General features: G+C 60.1%; 17 protein-coding genes. 13 read left to right on the forward strand and 4 right to left on the reverse strand.

Annotated elements, in window-relative coordinates; all coding sequences use genetic code 11:
• The first annotated feature begins 6 nt into the window (after nt 1-6).
• Nucleotides 7-735: an SCO family protein gene (locus tag JW799_RS16650; RefSeq protein ID WP_205430756.1), complete on the forward strand. Its 729-nt coding sequence runs from the start codon at nt 7-9 to the stop codon at nt 733-735.
• Nucleotides 736-1,279: 544 nt separating this feature from the next.
• Here the strand turns inward: JW799_RS16650 and JW799_RS16655 are convergent.
• The 3 genes from JW799_RS16655 to JW799_RS16665 all read right to left on the reverse strand — a co-directional run bounded on the left by JW799_RS16655 (nt 1,280) and on the right by JW799_RS16665 (nt 3,286).
• A complete protein-coding gene (locus tag JW799_RS16655; RefSeq protein ID WP_080834106.1) occupies nt 1,280-1,633 on the reverse strand; it encodes a ribonuclease M5 in 354 nt (117 codons plus the stop codon).
• A 192-nt stretch (nt 1,634-1,825) separates the two neighbouring features.
• Nucleotides 1,826-1,936, reverse strand: coding sequence for a sporulation protein YjcZ (locus JW799_RS16660; RefSeq protein WP_139787143.1), 111 nt, complete (start codon nt 1,934-1,936; stop codon nt 1,826-1,828).
• 111 nt (nt 1,937-2,047) lie between these two features.
• The gene (locus JW799_RS16665) at nt 2,048-3,286 is read right to left on the reverse strand and encodes an MFS transporter (protein ID WP_205433018.1); all 1,239 of its coding nucleotides are present in this window, start codon (nt 3,284-3,286) and stop codon (nt 2,048-2,050) included.
• A gap of 229 nt (nt 3,287-3,515) precedes the next feature.
• On the opposite strand from JW799_RS16665, the gene JW799_RS16670 reads away from it, so the two are divergent.
• The 11 genes from JW799_RS16670 to JW799_RS16715 all read left to right on the forward strand — a co-directional run bounded on the left by JW799_RS16670 (nt 3,516) and on the right by JW799_RS16715 (nt 13,821).
• Nucleotides 3,516-3,902, forward strand: a complete 387-nt coding sequence (locus JW799_RS16670; RefSeq protein ID WP_205430758.1) for a GntR family transcriptional regulator — start codon at nt 3,516-3,518, stop codon at nt 3,900-3,902.
• A gap of 2 nt (nt 3,903-3,904) precedes the next feature.
• Complete coding sequence (locus JW799_RS16675; RefSeq protein WP_240353319.1) at nt 3,905-4,486, forward strand: ATP-binding cassette domain-containing protein; 582 nt, start codon at nt 3,905-3,907, stop codon at nt 4,484-4,486.
• Entirely contained in the window at nt 4,459-4,635 is a 177-nt protein-coding gene (locus tag JW799_RS28780; protein WP_240353320.1) for a hypothetical protein, read from the forward strand. Before JW799_RS16675 ends, JW799_RS28780 begins: the two co-directional genes overlap by 28 nt.
• A complete protein-coding gene (locus JW799_RS16680) occupies nt 4,632-6,197 on the forward strand; it encodes a hypothetical protein (RefSeq protein ID WP_205430760.1) in 1,566 nt (521 codons plus the stop codon). The genes JW799_RS28780 and JW799_RS16680 overlap by 4 nt, the downstream gene beginning before the upstream one ends.
• Nucleotides 6,198-6,302: 105 nt before the next feature.
• Nucleotides 6,303-6,740, forward strand: coding sequence for a hypothetical protein (locus JW799_RS16685; protein WP_080834096.1), 438 nt, complete (start codon nt 6,303-6,305; stop codon nt 6,738-6,740).
• A complete protein-coding gene (locus tag JW799_RS16690; RefSeq protein ID WP_205430762.1) occupies nt 6,737-7,873 on the forward strand; it encodes a transglutaminase domain-containing protein in 1,137 nt (378 codons plus the stop codon). Before JW799_RS16685 ends, JW799_RS16690 begins: the two co-directional genes overlap by 4 nt.
• Before the next feature lie 168 nt (nt 7,874-8,041).
• Entirely contained in the window at nt 8,042-10,105 is a 2,064-nt protein-coding gene (locus tag JW799_RS16695; protein WP_205430764.1) for a peptidoglycan D,D-transpeptidase FtsI family protein, read from the forward strand.
• Nucleotides 10,106-10,187: 82 nt separating this feature from the next.
• Nucleotides 10,188-10,931: a Cof-type HAD-IIB family hydrolase gene (locus tag JW799_RS16700; protein ID WP_080834089.1), complete on the forward strand. Its 744-nt coding sequence runs from the start codon at nt 10,188-10,190 to the stop codon at nt 10,929-10,931.
• Nucleotides 10,932-10,938: 7 nt separating this feature from the next.
• The gene (locus JW799_RS16705; protein ID WP_080834087.1) at nt 10,939-11,418 is read left to right on the forward strand and encodes a DUF456 domain-containing protein; all 480 of its coding nucleotides are present in this window, start codon (nt 10,939-10,941) and stop codon (nt 11,416-11,418) included.
• Nucleotides 11,419-11,441: 23 nt separating this feature from the next.
• Nucleotides 11,442-12,161, forward strand: coding sequence for a ThuA domain-containing protein (locus JW799_RS16710; RefSeq protein WP_080834085.1), 720 nt, complete (start codon nt 11,442-11,444; stop codon nt 12,159-12,161).
• Between the two features lie 10 nt (nt 12,162-12,171).
• Nucleotides 12,172-13,821 carry a putative polysaccharide biosynthesis protein gene (locus JW799_RS16715; protein ID WP_080834083.1) on the forward strand — a complete coding sequence of 550 codons (1,650 nt, stop codon included), beginning with the start codon at nt 12,172-12,174 and terminating at the stop codon, nt 13,819-13,821.
• Here the strand turns inward: JW799_RS16715 and JW799_RS16720 are convergent.
• Nucleotides 13,818-15,032, reverse strand: a complete 1,215-nt coding sequence (locus JW799_RS16720) for a DUF2515 family protein (RefSeq protein WP_176220683.1) — start codon at nt 15,030-15,032, stop codon at nt 13,818-13,820. The two genes, JW799_RS16715 and JW799_RS16720, sit on opposite strands and share 4 nt — an antisense overlap.
• A 113-nt stretch (nt 15,033-15,145) precedes the next feature.
• Between JW799_RS16720 and JW799_RS16725 the strand changes: the two genes are divergently transcribed.
• The gene (locus JW799_RS16725; protein WP_080834078.1) at nt 15,146-16,834 is read left to right on the forward strand and encodes a stalk domain-containing protein; all 1,689 of its coding nucleotides are present in this window, start codon (nt 15,146-15,148) and stop codon (nt 16,832-16,834) included.
• Nucleotides 16,835-16,878 lie beyond the last annotated feature (44 nt).

Raw genomic sequence — 16,878 nt, forward strand, 5'->3', positions numbered from 1 at the left:
GCGAAGATGAGCGAATTCAAGGGCGAACCGTCCGACAAACTGGAAAATGCAACTCCCGGAACCGCCGAAACGGCCGGAACCGGAGCGAATGGGCCTTCGGTGCCTGCCGTAGGAACGCAAAAATCGTTCGCCCGCCGGTACGCGTTTCCGATGGTGCTGCTGGCGCTGTGCCTGGCGCTCGGCGGCTATCTGCTGTGGGATTCCATGAAAGGCAGCGACCTTCCGGTTCAGGGCGAAGCGGCGGATTTCACGCTGCAAAGCATCGACGGCGAAGCGGTGACGATGAGCGAGCTCGACGGCAAGGTTCGCCTGGTGTATTTCTTCTTCTCCAACTGCCCGGACGTCTGTCCTCCGACGACGTTCATGCTTTCCCAAGTGCAGGAGAAGCTGAAGGCGGACGGAGATTTCGGGGACAAGGTCGAATTTTTGTCGATTACGATCGACCCGCTGCGCGATACGCCGGAAGCACTGCGCGCGTTCGGGGACAAATTCAACGCCGACTATGCCGGCTGGAAATTCCTCCGCGGCGACGAGGAGCAGCCGATCTGGGATTTGGCGCAAGAGTACGGCCTCATGGTCGTGAAGGATCAAAACGGGGACTTCGGCCATTCGAACCTCGTCGTGCTGGTCGACAAAAAAGGCCAGATCCGCAGCTATATTTCGCCGGACGCGAACGGAAATCCGGGCGATCTGGATGCGGACGCGCTGTACGAGCAAGTCAAAACGCTGCTGTAAATTCGGGGCGGCGAAGAAGAGGGGTTGTCCGAAGGCTTTTCGGCCTCGGGCAGCCCTTTTTGTTGCGGATCTGGTGAATTTGCTACGCGTAGTTCGGCGCGTGTCGGCGCTTAGTTGGGTAGATTTTACTCATCTTAGCCGGGTATAGGCGCGTGTCGGCGCTCAGTTGGGTAGATTTTACTCATCTTAGCCGGGTATAGGCGCGTGTTGGCGCTCAGTTGGGTAGATTTTACTCATCTCAGCCGGGTATAGGCGCGTGTTGGCGCTTAGTTGGGTAGATTTTACTCATCTTTGCCGGGTATAGGCGCGTGTCGGCGCTCAGTTGGGTAGATTTTACTCATCTTAGCCGGGTATAGGCGCGTGTCGGCGCTTAGTTGGGTAGATTTTACTCATCTCAGCCGGGTATAGGCGCGTGTTGGCGCTCAGTTGGGTAGATTTTACTCATCTCAGCCGGAGATAGGCGCGTGTCGGCGCTTAGTTGAGTAGATTTTACTCATCTCAACCCGCTAAACGCAAAAAGTCGTACGCAGTTAAAGCATTCGTTTCACTCCGGCCATTCGGCGGGAGGGGGGTAAACGATGTATTGTTCCAGGCCGGCTTTTTCGAGCTGCTGAATCAAATATTCTTCCGGGGTCCCTTCGACCCCGTTGTAGCCTCGACGCGTGTAAATATGCTCGGCGTCGGGAAATACGTCGCTGAGCATGCCCCGGATTCGCCGGCCGGAAGCGTCCGGGTCGGTAAAAAGGTACACCTGGCGATCCCGCACCGCCTTGCGAAGCGATTCGATCCGCTCGGTATTCAATGTGCCGAAGGTGCAGTAGATCGGAATTTCGGGAGACAGCACGCGGGCGAGGCGGCTTTTGTCGTTTTTTCCTTCGACGATGATGGCGACATCCATTTGCTGCGACCCCCTTCAGGCGGGAACGGGAGCGGCGCTTCCGTCCTCTTGTTCCTATTGTACCACAACGGGGAAAAGGCGAGCTTGTCCGGCGGCTCGGGATCGTCCCCTCGCAAATGGAGGGATGAACCGCTCCGGCGTTCGCGGCTCATCCCGAAACGAAACGTTTGGCCTTGCGCCGTTCGAACGAAATCAACAGGCTCTCAGCACGATGACGAGCAGAACGAACAGGACGAGCACGATGGCCGCCGAGGCGCCATGGCCGTGTCCATGTCCGTGGCCGCAATCCGCAATTTGAGACATCCGCGTTCACCCCGCTTTTAACGCTTATTGCCGCCCGCCTTCCCGCGAAGCCGAAAAGGCGCGCCGCCCTACAGCATATGCGTCTGTCCCTGGGGCGACGTGTGCGATCACCTATTTTCCCGCTTCTTCAATGTCCCGCCGCCGGGGGCTGGCGTCGGCTCCTCCGTTCCAGCCGAGAGAGTAATCCGGCCGGGGCGCAAGCGCGAGCAGCGCGATCATCAGCACGGCGAACGCGATAAAATACGGCGAAAGGTAGTCCCTGACGGCTCCGGCCGCGACCGGTCCGAGGAAAGCGCCGATCGAGGAGGCGATCGACATGAACGAGAGCGTTCTGCCGTATCGGGAAGAACCGCTCAACTGAAGCAAAAAGGAGGTCATGGCCGGGAAGACGACCCCTTTGGCCATGCCGAGCGAGAACAACAGCACGGCGATCGGCAACGGCCATCCCGCCGCCAGGCCGTAATAGGTGATCGCAAGCAGCAGCAGGCCGCAAACGCTTCGGGCGTAAGGCAAATATTTTTGCAGAAACAGCAGGGCCAGCGTGGCGAGCGAGCCGAGGCTGATAACGGAAAACAGCAGGCCGGTCGTCATCATCTCGTCGGCGGATTTCACGCTGAGCGGCAGTTCGAAAGAGAGAATCCCCTGAGAGCAGGACATCGCAAGCGGCAAAATGAGCACGATCCAAGGAAACCGCCTGTCGCCCATTGAAGGAAGCGGCGCCGGCTCCGCGTTCGACGGGGACAGGGATACGCTTGCTTTCGATCCCGACGGCGAGGACGCCGGGGCGGCATCTGCGAACGGCTGCTTGGCTTCGCGAACGAAAATCAAGGAAGCGATGCCGGTGACGAGCAGAATCCAGCCGAGAATGAGAAAGGACGTCTCAAACCCGATTTTGGCGGTCATCCAGGCTCCCGCCGCCGGCGATACGACGGCCGCGACCGTATGGACAAGGCCGTTGCCGGCCATCAGCTTGCCTTGATGAATGCGGTTCCGGGCGAGCCTCGCGAGCATCGCCAAACAAGCCGGGGAAAGGAAGGCGAGCACGAACCCGCTGACGGAACGGATGTACAGCAGCTGCCAAGGATCAGTGACCCGCGCTTGCAGCAGCAGCAGGATGCCCGCCCCGGTCAGACTGCCGGCGATGAACAAGCGGCTTCCGAACCGGTCGACGCTGTAGCCGGCGAGAATGTTGCCGGGCAGATGAGTGAGCGAGTACATGCCCATGACGAGTCCGATAAAAGAAGGAGCCGCCCCGAGAGATACGGCAAACGGGGTGAGCATCGGATATTGCGCGTGCAGGTCGAAAAAGGCCACGAACAAAAACAGATAAAGCCATATCGCGGTTTTCAATCGCTTCGCCTCCGCCGGCGATTTCGGCACGGTCGGGCCTTCGATCGCCAAAGCTTGTTTTATCCTACTTGTACGTTCGATCTCGTCCGTATATGCCGCCCGTTTTCGTGGGCCGATCGCGCAAGCCGGTTGCAAGTGTATGGCGTCGTGTGGTACACTTGGATCAAAAGTGTATGGTGTGTCATCATACACATTACACAATCATGAAACGGAGAGCCGGTGAAAATGTATGCCGCCATTTTGGATCTGGTCCCCGCAGGATTTTCAAATCGATCCTTCGCGCCCGCTATACGAACAATTCGTCGAGCAAATCCGGGCGAAAATCGCCATGGGGAAGCTGGAACCGGGAACGAGGCTTCCGTCGGTCCGGGACACGGCGGCAAGCCTCCGGGTCAATCCGACGACGGTGATGAAGGCTTATCAGGAACTGGAAAGACTGTCGCTCATCGTGACGTTCCGCGGCCAAGGCACGTTCGTTACGCGGGATACGGACGCGATTCGGTCTTCCCGAAAGCGGATCGCGAAGGAAGCGTTCCGGCAATTGGAAGAAACGGCCGCATCGATCGGTCTGACGGTGAAGGAATTGATCGAGTTGGCTCACGAACAGGAGGAATGACGATGAACATCCATCATGCGAACGATGCGGTTTTTTCCGCGGTTCCCGCGATCCGCTGCCGGGCCGTCGGCGCCAAATGGAAGAAAAAAACGCTGCTGGAAGCAGTCGGGTTCGACGTTCCGCAAGGGAGCATATGCGGGTTGCTCGGCCCTAACGGCGCGGGAAAATCGACGCTGCTGCGCATGCTGACCGGTCTTGTGCCTCCGGATTCGGGCGAGGTGCTGCTGTTCGGGCAAAAGGCCGGGGAACGCACGCTGGCCCAAGTATCGTACCTGCCCGACAGGGGGCAGCTGCCCGGCTGGCTGAGCGTCGCGGACTGGCTGGAGCTGGCGTCCGGCATTTATCCGGACTGGAACCGGGCGCGGCAGCGGGAGCTGGCGCAAAAGCTTGCCGTCGATCCGGCCGCCCGGATCGGCGCCTTGTCGCGGGGGAAGAAGCGAGATTGCAGCTGCTTACCTGTCTGTCCAGGCAGGCTCCGCTCATCGTGCTGGACGAACCGTTTACCGGCGTCGATCTCGTTTCCCGCGAACGCATCGCTTCCGCCGTCGTCGGGGACATGGCGGACGGGTTCCGCACGTTTCTGATCGCCACGCACGACATTCGGGAGATGGAGTCCATTTTCGACCGGATCGTGCTGCTCGGAGACGGCAAAGTCAAAGGCGCGTTCGAAGTGGAGGAGCTGCGGAGAGAGGGCCGTTCGGTCGAATCCTGCTATAGGGAAGTGTTCGCATGAAGCCGCATATGCCGCTTTTCAAACTGGAGTGGAGCGCCTATGTACAGCCCGGCATCGTAAAAACCGCCGCGTCGGCTTACGCGCTGCTGCTTGCTCTGGCTGTCGTTTTCCTGCAAAATTCTCTGGCGCCCGAGAAGCTCCTTTCCCTTGGCGCGCTTATCGTTTGCTGCCTTGGAACGGGGTTTTCCCTGCTCCCGTCCCTTACGATATGGGAAAATCCGTTCCGCGAATGGTGGCTCGCGATGCCGCATTCCCGCCTTGAGCTGCTGCGCGCGAAAATGTCGGCGGCTTACGCCGCGCAAGCGATCGCGTCGCTCGGCCTGTGGACGGTAAGCGTTCTGCAGATTCTTGGTTCGAGAACGTTATTCGGAACTCCGTTGACGCATGCTCGAGGCGACGAATTGCTCGGCATATCCCTTGCCTATCTGGCGCTGTTTTGGGCTTGCGGCTTTGTTTTTACTACGTTCGGGTTTCTGTTGATCGGCTTTTTCCGGGGGTGGCGGCAATGGCTGACCGTTCCGTACTTTTGCATCGTCATGCTTCCGTTCGGGATGTTTCCGCTCCTCGCGCTGTCGACAGACGTTGCGCCGCAATGGTTTGCCGCAGATAGGGTTGCCGTATACGCAGGGATAGGTTTGCTCTTCGGCTTGCTGCTGAAGCGGGCGACGATTCGTTTCGTTTCGCGCCGCGGAATGGCCGATTTGGCCCGTTACCGTTCCGGCATGAAATCGAGTTCCGAACGAGGCGATGAGAGCGTCAAGCCGCGCTTCCGGTCGGGCGCATCGGGCGGCTTTCGCGCCCTGTATGCGCTGGAGCGCTCGCGGTTCCGCCATTTCGCGAGGCTCAAGCCGGCGCGGGCCGTTCGGCACGCGCTGCTCGCCCTTGCCGCGGTCGCGGGCGTTTTCGCCTTCGGGGAAAGCGAAACGATGTTCGTGCTCCCGGTCATGATCCTTTATTTTGCGGGCATCGGGCCGTTGTTCATGCTTGCCGTCATGCTGCAGCACGATGCCGGACAGCGCCGGCTCGTCTGGTGGCTGGCCATGCCCTACGCGCGGCGGACGCTGTTGTTTTCCCGAATGCTCGCCGTTTGGGTAACGCTGCTGCGGGGAAGCGGGCTCGCGTTCGCGGCGTTTGCGCTCGGAGCCGCGGCGCGCTGGGCCGTCTCCGGCTGGCCGTCGGATTCGTGGAGCCGGGACGCGGCGACCTTCGCCTACTTGGCGTTCTGCTGCTGCGCCTTCAGCTTGCTGATGACGTTTGTTTTGGCGATCGGGCCGTTTTTGTACAAAAACGCTTGGACGTCCGCGCTCTTCCTTCCGCTGTACGGCGGCGCCGGCTTTCTGCCGACCGCGATCAACCGGTGGGTGCTGCCCGCGGTCGCAAAAGAGCAAGGGATCGGCAATAGCCAATGGGCGGCGACGATCCTCGCGATCGCCGTTTGCTTGCCCGCGGCTTGGGGGTGTTTCGCGCTGGGGGCGAAATGGCTTCATCTCCACCTGTTTCAAACGCAGGAAGCGGGCCGCAGGGCCTTTTGGTCCCGCGACGGCAAAACCCGTTCCGGCTGATTTTTCGGTCTATGCGCAATTCGTCTCTTGCTCGGGTTGAACTGCGGCACGGAACGCACGTATAATAGATGCTAGAGTATGCAGGCTAGGCATGGAGGAGATGGGATGGACCTCGATTTGGAGGCGTGGAAACAGTTCGCGATCGACCACTGGATATTGATCGTCATCGCCGTCGTGGCGCTGATCGTCGTGATCAACCTCGTCAAAACGGTGCTCAAATGGGTGTTAGTCGCCGCTATCGTCGTCGGACTGGCGGTTTACGGTGGATACAGCGTCAACGACCTGAAGGAAGTCGGAAGCAAAGTGACGCAGGCGCTTGAGGATCAAGCGGTCAAGGCGATGGCCGGCGAGGCGTCGCAGGCCGAATACAGGCTGAACGACGACGGGACGTTTACCGTCGCGACGCCGAATCTGGAATTGACGGGGACGCCCGGTTCCGGAGAAGTTTCCGTGAAGTTTCAAGGCGTCTCGCTCGGAACGTGGAATATGGAAGGGGCCGTCCGCGAGTTCATCGAACAGGCTCGGGACCATGCCGCTTCATGAATAGGATAGACGCCAATTGGATCACCGTCGCGCTGCTTGTCATCGTGGCGGTTTCTTTGCTTCAAGGACTGCTTCGGGGAGCGAAGGGATCGGCCAGGCAGCTGTTCGGATTCGTAGCCGGCGCGGCCTTTACGCTTCTTTCGGTAGGAGGAGCCGCCTGGGCGGCCGCAGCGGCTTCCCCTCACGTGCAGGCCTGGCTGATCGCCAGAGGCTGGCGGCAGCCGCTTCCGGACGCTTCTTCCTGGGTCCAGCTCGCCTTCACGCTGATCGCCGGAATCCGGGACCTGCCGCTGCTTCGCTTTTCTTTGCTGATGCTGTTTTTTTATATCGTGCTGCGCGTCGCGCTCGGACTGATCGGCTCGCTGCTCGCGCGAATAGGCGGTCTTCCGTTCACCCTTCTGCCTTCCGGAGGCGCCGTCAGCCGCGCGATCGGGGGGCTGATCGGCGCGGCGCTGGGCTGCGGCCGCGCGCTGCTGCTGACGGCCGTGCTGTTCGCGTATTGCTCGCTGTGGCCGCAAGGACCTTATGCGGACTACATTCAACAGTCCGGCTTATATAAACAGACGGCTTCGCAAATTATCCAGCCCGCCGCCGGCTCGCTGCTGACGAAGCAGCTTCCCGTCTTCGCCGCGACCATGCAGACGGAGCTCGATCAGCTGTGGCAGAAGCGCTACGACATCATCGATGCCGAGCTTCCTGCCGACATCGCGGAAGCGGCAGTCTCCGTCACCGCCGGCGCGGAAGGCGACGAGGCGAAAGCCCGGGCGCTATACGCTTGGGTGGGCAGCCGCATCGCCTACGACTACGATAAAGTGGAAGCTTACGAGGAACGCGGCGAATGGAGGGAGCAGACGCCGGAGGATACGTTCGACACCCGAAAGGGCGTTTGCATCGATTACGCGAGATTGTACGCGGCCATGGCCCGGGCCGTCGGCCTCGACGTCCGCGTCGTCACCGGACTCGGCTACGACGGACAGGGCGGATACGGGGCTCATGCCTGGAACGAAGTATGGCTGCAGGAGGAAAACCGGTGGGCGCCGCTCGACGCCACATGGGCGAGCTCGGGAGATTGGTTCGATCCGGAGGGCTTCCAGGATACGCATATTCGCCAGGGGCCGATCTCGTATGTATAAGGGATGCCGGAGTAGTTGACGCGAAACGATTCGAAAAAGGGGTTATCGGGACCGGGGGAAGCCGCCGCGCGCCGCGAGTGCCGTCACCGGCAGGGCGCACACGGCGAATCGGCGGCATTCCGGTTTTTCAATCGCAAATAGATATCGGAGCTACAGGAGGAAAGCGCAATGACGGACGATCGGACGGAAGAAGCCCAGAAGAGGGAAATTCGCAACCGTCGGAATTTCAGCTTTCGGCTGAACATTTTCTTTTTTGTTACTTTTTTCGCGTTTTCGCTGCTCATCGTCCGGCTCGCCTATCTTCAGTTCGTCGAGGGTCCGTCGCTCGCGGAAGCGGAGCAAAAAATCGCCACGAGAGACGTCTATATCCCGCCGATCCGCGGCAACATTTACGATTCGACCGGGACGGCGATCGCCTATTCCACCTCGACGCAATCGCTCTATTACACGTTCGAGCCCGGCACGAAGGAGGAAGACGGACGCAAGCTCGCGGAGAGTCTGGCGGCCGTGTTCGCGCAATACGGCGACCCGGCGGAGAAGCCGCTGACCGCCGACGAAATTTTCGGCTATATGGATTTCGGGGGCATCGTGCATTTGCCCTACCAGCAGCGGCGGATCAAATCGAATCTGACCGATAAGGAAATCGCCTATTTCAGCGAGCACCGCAACGAGTTCAAAGGCATCGACATCGTCGAGGAAAGCATCCGGCAGTACAGCGAGGATCAGGTCGCGGTCCAGCTGGTCGGCTACATGAAAAAATTCAACGGCGCGACCTCGCTCGACAAGTACAAAACGATCAACGACAACCAGGACGACCCGACCCTCAAATATTTGGACTCCGAAGAAGTCGGGTTCGACGGCATCGAATTGATGTACCAGGACGTGCTGCGCGGACGCAACGGGCTCAAAACGTATCCGGTCAACAACATGAGCCGGATCGTCGGCCCGATGGAGCTGACGAAGCCGGTCAAAGGCGACAACCTGTACCTGACGATCAACAAAGACGTGCAGCTCGCGACGCAAAACGCGATTACGACGCATCTCGAGAAAATCCGCAACTCGTCGAACAAGGCGGAACGGGCGGAAAATGCAATCACCGGCTATGCGGTCGCGATGGAGGTCAAGACCGGCAAAGTCGTGGCGATGGCGAGCATGCCGGATTACGATCCGAATTTGTGGCAGGGCGGCATCAGCAGCAAGGACTACGAAGAGGTTCAGTACTTTATCAGCAACGGCGCGATCCGCGAGGTGCAGGCGCCGTATGCGGAGTACGAGGAGCGGCTGAAGCACCCGTCCTCGCTCGTTTTCCTCGGTTCGACGCAAAAGCCGCTGACGATTTTGCTCGGGCTGAAGGAAGGCTTGATCACGCCTTCCACCTCTTATAACGACCGGGGCTATTTCGAGTTCGGCCGCAAAGGCTACGAGGTAAGAGTCCGCAACGCGGGCGGCGGCAAGGCAAACGGCCTGCTGTATCCGTGGTCCGCGATCGCGAAATCTTCGAACGCCTTCATGGCCGCGGAGATCGGCAACGCCTTGTATATGCGGGACGGAGACGAAGGGCTGGACATCTGGGATTCGTTCAACAAGCAGTTCGGGCTGGGGGTCAAGACGGAGAGCGGCCTGCCCGGCGAGTCGGCGGGAGACATCAACTATTACAAAGAAGCGGAACGAAGCGGTGGCGCCCAATCCCCGCTTATCTACGCTTCCTTCGGCCAGCAGGGCCGCTATACCGCCTTGCAGCTCGCCCAATACGCGACGACGCTCGCGAGCCACGGCCAGCGTCTCAAGCCGCAATTCGTCGACAGGATCGTCGACACGGACGGCAACGTCGTGCAGTCGTATCAGAAGGAAGTGCTGAATACGATTGAGCTGCCGGACACCTATTGGGATACGATCGAAAGAGGAATGTCGCAGGTAAACGTTCAAGGCTTCGACGGCTTCGACTATAACTTTTACCGCAAAACCGGCACTTCCGAGCAGGACGTCGGGGGAACGAGAAAAGAAAACGCCGTATTCATCGCCTACGCGCCGGCCGAGGATCCGGTGCTGGCGGTCGCCGTCGTCGTGCCGGAAGGCGGCTTCGGCGGCTGGGGCGCCGCGCCGATCGCGCGTCAAATTTTCGACGCGTACGATCAGGAGATCGGCCTGACGGGAACGCCGAAAAAACAGGCGGCCGCGACGACCGACGCGAACGCCGATCAGACCGGGCAGGCGAACTCGGAGGCGCAATAAGCCATTCGCGCGCAATGACGGGGCTCGTATGCTAAAATATGGCGAACGGGGATAGAGACAAACAAAAGGAGTGGACGTTTTTTTGGCACATTATCGGCTTTTGGCTCTCGACCTGGACGGCACGACGCTCAACGATCGCAGCGAGATCAGCGATACGACCGCGGAATGGATCGGCAAGGCGGCGGAAGCGGGGGTTACGGTTTGCGTGTCCACCGGACGCGGGAAGCAGGGGGCAATGCCCTACGTGGAGCAGCTGGGGCTTACGTCCCCGATGATTTTCGTCAACGGCGGCGAGATTTGGCGCAGTCCCGACGAACTGCATCGCCGCATTGCGCTTGACGCGGAGATCGTCGCACGACTGCACCGCCTGGCCGCCGGCTACCCGGACGTATGGTTTTGGGCGTATTCCACCGAAGGCATTTACAACAAGGAGAAATGGCTCGACGACTGCGCCGCTCTCGAATGGCTGAAATTCGGTTACTATACCGAAGACGCGAAGCAGCTCGCGGAAATATTGAGCGAGATTCGCACCTGGGACGGCTTGGAGCTGAGCAATTCCTCGCCCTTCAACATCGAGATCAATCCGCAAGGCGTCTCCAAGGCGACGGCCATCGCCGAAGTTTGCCGCATGCTGGGGTACAGCATGTCCGAAGCGGTCGCGGTCGGGGACAGCCTGAACGATCTGGAGGCGATCAAGGCCGTCGGGCTCGGCGTCGCCATGGGCAACGCGCAGGAAGAGGTCAAAGCCGCCGCGGATGCCGTTACCGGAACGAACCTGGAGGACGGCGTCGCGCAAGTCATTCAAAACTATGTGCTAAAGGCGTGATGGACGGATGGACATTTTGGGCTGGTTGATCATTGCGGCGCTGTTCGCGCTCGGCATGGCCGGAGCGGTTTTTCCGGTATTGCCGGGGGCGCTGGCGATATTCGCGGCGTTTTTCGTGTACGGGTTCTTCTTCTCTTTCGAGCCGTTCGGCTTCTGGTTTTGGACGATTCAGACGCTGATCGTCGTCGCGCTGATCGCGGCGGACTATATCGTCAACGCCTGGGGCGTCAAAAAGTTCGGAGGCTCCAAGGCGTCCGTCGTCGGCAGCACGATCGGCGTCATCGTCGGGCCGTTCGTTATTCCGGCGTTCGGGCTGCTGATCGGCCCCTTCGCGGGCGCCGTCATCGGCGAGCTGATCGCAGGCTCCTCCTTCGACCGTTCGTTGAAGGTCGGCTGGGGAGCCGTCATCGGGCTGTTCAGCGGCATGGTCGCCAAAATCGTTCTCCAGTTGATCATGATCGTGCTGTTCATCATCTGGCTCCTGTAGCCGCATAAGGAAGAGGCGACGTTATGATTCGCGTGACGGTATGGAACGAATTCAGGCACGAGCCTATTCACGACGAGGTTCGGAGCGTCTATCCGGACGGCATCCACCGCGCGATCGCGGCCGGACTCGAGCAGGAGGAGAACTTCTCCGTGCGTACGGCGACGCTTCCGGAGCCCGAGCACGGGCTGACGCGGGAGGCTCTCGACGAGACGGACGTGCTGATCTGGTGGGGGCATATGGCGCACGGCGAAGTAAGCGACGACATCGTCGAGCGCGTCCATGCCCGCGTGCTTGAGGGCATGGGGCTCGTCGTGCTGCATTCCGGCCACTTTTCGAAAATTTTCAAAAAGCTGATGGGGACGAGCTGCGACTTGAAATGGCGCGAAGCGAACGAGAAGGAGCGCATCTGGGTCGTCGATCCGGCCCATCCGATCGCGGCGGGGCTGCCCGAATATTTCGAGCTCAAGCCGGAAGAAATGTACGGCGAGCATTTCGACGTTCCCGCCCCGGACGAGCTCGTGTTCGTCAGCTGGTTCGAGGGCGGCGAAGTGTTCAGAAGCGGCTGCACCTGGAAGCGCGGCCAAGGCAAAATTTTTTATTTCCGTCCCGGCCACGAGACGTATCCGACCTATTATCATCCGCTCGTGCGCCGCGTCATCGCGAACGGCGTCCGCTGGGCGGCCCCGTCGGGCTCGGCGAGGCCGGTGCGCGGGAATCACAAACCATTGGAACCGTTAGGATGACGACGTTAAAATGCCTAAAAAAGACTCGCTAATCAAAGGTACTCTGATCCTGGCGCTCGCGGCGCTTGTCGCCCGGGCGCTCGGCTTGTTTCAAAAGGTTCCGCTCGATTACTTATGGGGCCGAGAGGGAGGCCTGGCGTTCGGATACGCGAACAACATTTATCTGCTCTTGCTTGTATTCGCTACCGCAGGCATCCCGAGCGCCATCAGCAAAATGGTGTCGGAGCGGGTGGAGCTCGGACGCGAAGCCGAAGTGAAGCTCATCTACCGCGCCGCCCTGAGATTCGGCATCGCGGCCGGGGTTGTCATGACCGCCGGTCTTCTTCTGTTTGCGCCTTGGTATGCGAGGCTGGCGGATGCTTCGTATGCGACGCTAGCCATTCGGGCGATTGCGCCGTCTTTGCTGCTGTTTCCCGTTATCGCGATCATGCGGGGATACTTTCAGGGCAGGCAGTATATGACCGCAGGCGGCATCTCGCAAATCGTGGAGCAGATCGCCCGCGTGCTGACGGCGATCGTTCTGGCCTTCGCTCTGTCGGGCTGGGGGTACGACGACAGCCATATCGCGGCCGGCGCCGCGTTCGGGAGCGTGTTGGGAAGCGTCGGAGCGTTTGCGGTCATGCTCTGGTACGCGTTCAAACTGCGAAAAGCCGAGCCCGACCGCGCGCATGCCCCCCAAGAGCCGCAAGTCGGCGGACCGCCGGTATTAACCCGGACGAAAGAAATTTATGCCGCTATTTTCCGGACTTCGATTCCGATTTTGCTGACCGCGATGACGGTACAGGTGATTTACTCTTTCGACCAGACGGTTTTAATTCCGTTATCCCAGTGGAAATACGATTTCGCGACTGCCGAAGCGTGGGGAGAATGGATGACCATGCGTGCGCAGGCGGTTGCCGGAATTCCTCCTATTTTGGCCATCGCGCTGAGCACGTCCTTGCTGCCGGTCATCGCGTCCGCGTTCGCTTCCCGGGACATCGAACGAGTCCGGCACCAATCGGCGCTGGCGATGCGCATCGCGGTGTTTAGCGGAATGCCGCTTGTTTTGGTGCTGACTACGGCAGCGTATGCCGTCACCGGCACGCTTTTTGATTCTCCGGACGGCTCCGCCATCGTCGCGGTCCTGACCGCCGGAACGATTTTTCAAATTTCGATGATGGTGTCCAACTCGATTTTGAACGGCCTGAGCCTTCAGCGCAAAGCCATGACCCATACGCTGGTCGGCATCGCCGTCAAAATCGCGCTCAGCTTCGCGCTGACTCCGTTTTTCGGCATTTACGGGCTGCTGGCGGCGACCAGCGTTTGCTTCATTTTCATTACGGCCTGGAATATGCATGCCGTTCGCAAGGTCGCCGACGTCAAGGTGCTGGGCAGTCGCTGGCCCGGATTTGCTGGCGTCGTGGCGGTCCTCGCCGCCGCCGGCTGGGCGCTCGCGCACTATGCCTTGGAATGGTTCGAGCCGCTCGGCTGGAAGTGGCCGTACTTGCTTGCCGCGGGGCTGACCGGCGCGGTCGTCTGCGGCGCCTATCCGCTGCTGCTCGCGGCGCTCGGCGTCGTCCGCTCCGAAGATCTCGACAGCTATCCGGCGAAGCTGCGCAAGCTGCTGAAGCCGTTCATGCGCCTGCGGAAAAAACAGGCGCGAAGCGGAGCGGACGCCTAAAGCTGCGGCTGCAGCTTCTCCGCCGCAAGGGCCGCCGTCTGAAGCTTGCGCTGGCCGAGCAGATGCTCCTCCGTCATGTCGACGAGGAGAGGGCAGCGCAAATGCCGGAAAGCGTGAAGGACGGACAGGCTCTGGAACCAATCGCCTTCGGTCACGGGACCGAGCGGGCGGTCCGCCCAAGCTTCCTCCAGCCGGGGACTCAGCCAAGGAGGCCCTTCCGCACGTTCGGCATCTTGCCCGCGCGTTTCGGGGCGGATGCCTTTTTTTTGCGCGGCGAACGCATGCGGCCAATAATCCGCGCGGGAGCCGGTATGGGGAACCGCCCGCGCGAAATCGATCGCGCCGTCGCGAATGCGCGGGCAAGCGAACAGCATGGCGTACAGACACTTTCCGAAGGCGATTCTTTCGTCCAGCGAATCGAACCGTTCCAGCACGCGTCCGGCCAGCCGTTCGCCCATTGGCCCGAGCGGAAACACGATCTGGTTCAGCTGCAGCAGCGGCTGGCTGCGGAACGGCAGCGATTCGACGACTTTATCCCGATACTTCGGATCCCGCACGATACGGTGTTCGATGACGTTCTGTTCGTTCACGACGAGCGCCACCGTCAAGGGAACCGGATCGCGGTCGATCCAGAAACGTTCCCAGAACGGCGCCATAAAGGCAGACACGCCGAAAGCGGGAAGCAGCGCGAACAGGCCGCGTCCCGCAAGACGGCTTTCCGCATAGAGCCGAAGCTGGGGATAGGCGTCCCGAAAAATCATCGCGTTGCACGATTCGAGCAGATGGAACGTCGATTCGACGGCGGCTTCGGGGAGCAGCCGCGGCAGCCATTCGCCCTTCAAGTCGGTCATATTCCAGCCGCCGTTGCGGGAGACGAGATGAGCGAGCAGCGCCCAGTGAAGCTCGGGAAATTGAAAAAATAAATCCGCATACGCCTTCGTCCGCGTCACGTTGTTGCGGTTCAGCGACTCCGTTTCGGCGGCGATCCGCCTGACCCGTTCCCCTTCTTCGCCGAACAGCACGGTCGACTCTCCTCTTTTTTTCCGAAACTGCTCCTGTTTGAGCGCTTCTACCGTCCACTCGACGGACTCCCTCCGAATCTTCAGCGGCTCCCGGGGTCTCGTCAGCTCCGCCGAGCGCCGCCACCCGGAAGCTTTGGCCGCCATGCCCTCCGCCAGATGCCGGATCGCTTCCAGCCACTCCTTTGCCATGAACCATCCTCCATTTGAAAACGCGCCTCTATTGGAAGGATTTCCAATTTGCGTGTCGAAATAACTGTTTACCCAAGGCATCTTTGATGGGAATTTACCGGGGAGCGTGACGCATGAAAAAATGGCGCATGAGACGGATGGGGAGCCTGCTCGCGGGACTCTTGCTGCTTGTCATGGCCGGCTGCCAGTCCGTCGGCGGACTTGACGTGAACAAGGCGATCGTCAACCAATTGGATGTGACATCATCCGAATCGAGCAGTACGTTCGAGCTTTCGTTGGACTGGGATCGGGACGCTCTCGCCGGGTGGGACGAAGCGTCTTTGCGGATGCTGGAATGGATTAGCGAAATCAAGCTTAGCTTGAACAGTCTGAAGCAGACGGACGACGGCAGGGTGTCGGCTAACGGTATCCTTTCCCTCGGAAAGGGGGACATTCCGTTCGCGGTTCAAAGCGACCAAAAGACGATGCTGATCGAAATCGGCGGGGCGAAACGGCCGATCGCGATCGATTTGCAAAGCTATGGAGGGTTGAGCCTCGGGGGAATGCAGCCGGATTTGATCGCCGGGCATATTCAACAGTTGGCGAAGAAAGCCGCATCCTACGCGATCGGCCATTTCCCGAATCCGTCGGATATCGAGGTGAAGCGGACGTCGGTTCCGATCAACGGCGTCGCGACGGACGTTTCCCATCTCCACGCCGAGCTCGACGGCCGGGAACTGGGCGAAATGATTCCGGCTTTCCTCGATTCGATTTTGGCGGACGAGGAAGGGCTTCGCGCGTTGCTGAAGGAGTTTTATGCCATGACTGCCGAAGCGGAAGCGTTGTGGTACGCGGAAATGGAGCGGCAATGGGCAGAGGAATTCGGAACGGAAGAAGAGTGGGCCGGCGAAGAAGGGTACGACGAGGAAGGGTACGACGAGGAAGGGTATGACGAGGTAGGAGCGGATGACGAATGGCTCGATGAAGAAGAATGGCTGGACGAGGAGTGGGAAGATTACGCGACCCCGGCTCCGTTGACCGACGCCGAGATCGACGCGGAAATCCGGGCTTTGATCGATTCGCTCAAGGAGGCCCGGCAAGAGCTCGAGCTGGCGAAAACGGACGAAGAATTCGGCTGGGACCGTTTGTTTAACAAAGGCACGAAAATTTCCGCCGACGTTTATGTCGATTCGTCTCTGCAAATCCGCAAGCTTTCGGGAGAGGCGCGCATCGATACGACCGCGCTTGCGGACGAAGCCGTTCCCCTCGTCGGGATCGCGCTCCGCTACGACGAAGAGAAATGGACGGTGAACGGGGACGTCTCGATTCCGGAAATCCGGGTTCCCCGCAACGCGCTGACGGAAGAGGAGTTGGAGACGATGCAGCCGATCCGGCTGCTGCGCACGTTCGATGCGGATTCGGTCGCGTACGATCTGCTGAAGAACGAGCTGGAAATCGACGACCAGGAAGTGTGGCTGAGCTCCTACTGGCCGGACGTCTACTTCTATGACGAAGCCGGAGTGCTGTACGTGCCGGTTCGGGAAACGCTGACGGGCTTCGGCGACGTCATGATTTACGACCATGCGGCCCGCTCGATCAACTTTTATGACGAGGCGACGTACCAGGATATTACGCTCGAGCTGGGATCGGCCGCCATTACCGTTAACGGGGAATCCGACGCCTGGCTCCATCCGGTCATCGCCCTGGACGGCGTCGCCTATGCCCCTGCCGACGAGCTGCTCGGACAGCTCGGGGCGACGTATTCGTTCGACGACAGCTACGACGAATACGACCGCTGGATGGTGATCGAAAGGGATTTGTAGAAAAACGTCCGAAGGCGTATAATGACCGTACGATAACCGGAGAT

It is taken from the genome of Cohnella algarum (assembly GCF_016937515.1).
GTDB classification, from domain to species: domain Bacteria; phylum Bacillota; class Bacilli; order Paenibacillales; family Paenibacillaceae; genus Cohnella; species Cohnella algarum.

Bases quoted from the DNA above. Each gene is read 5' to 3' on its own strand.
- JW799_RS16710 (WP_080834085.1), top strand. From the start codon at position 11,442: ATGATTCGCGTGACGGTATGGAACGAATTCAGGCACGAGCCTATTCAC.
- JW799_RS16705 (WP_080834087.1), top strand. From the start codon at position 10,939: ATGGACATTTTGGGCTGGTTGATCATTGCGGCGCTGTTCGCGCTCGGC.
- JW799_RS16660 (WP_139787143.1), bottom strand. From the start codon at position 1,936: ATGTCTCAAATTGCGGATTGCGGCCACGGACATGGACACGGCCATGGC.
- JW799_RS16695 (WP_205430764.1), top strand. From the start codon at position 8,042: ATGACGGACGATCGGACGGAAGAAGCCCAGAAGAGGGAAATTCGCAAC.
- JW799_RS28780 (WP_240353320.1), top strand. From the start codon at position 4,459: ATGGCGGACGGGTTCCGCACGTTTCTGATCGCCACGCACGACATTCGG.
- JW799_RS16725 (WP_080834078.1), top strand. From the start codon at position 15,146: ATGAAAAAATGGCGCATGAGACGGATGGGGAGCCTGCTCGCGGGACTC.
- JW799_RS16720 (WP_176220683.1), bottom strand. From the start codon at position 15,032: ATGGCAAAGGAGTGGCTGGAAGCGATCCGGCATCTGGCGGAGGGCATG.
- JW799_RS16690 (WP_205430762.1), top strand. From the start codon at position 6,737: ATGAATAGGATAGACGCCAATTGGATCACCGTCGCGCTGCTTGTCATC.
- JW799_RS16670 (WP_205430758.1), top strand. From the start codon at position 3,516: ATGCCGCCATTTTGGATCTGGTCCCCGCAGGATTTTCAAATCGATCCT.
- JW799_RS16650 (WP_205430756.1), top strand. From the start codon at position 7: ATGAGCGAATTCAAGGGCGAACCGTCCGACAAACTGGAAAATGCAACT.
- JW799_RS16655 (WP_080834106.1), bottom strand. From the start codon at position 1,633: ATGGATGTCGCCATCATCGTCGAAGGAAAAAACGACAAAAGCCGCCTC.
- JW799_RS16715 (WP_080834083.1), top strand. From the start codon at position 12,172: ATGCCTAAAAAAGACTCGCTAATCAAAGGTACTCTGATCCTGGCGCTC.
- JW799_RS16680 (WP_205430760.1), top strand. From the start codon at position 4,632: ATGAAGCCGCATATGCCGCTTTTCAAACTGGAGTGGAGCGCCTATGTA.
- JW799_RS16675 (WP_240353319.1), top strand. From the start codon at position 3,905: ATGAACATCCATCATGCGAACGATGCGGTTTTTTCCGCGGTTCCCGCG.
- JW799_RS16685 (WP_080834096.1), top strand. From the start codon at position 6,303: ATGGACCTCGATTTGGAGGCGTGGAAACAGTTCGCGATCGACCACTGG.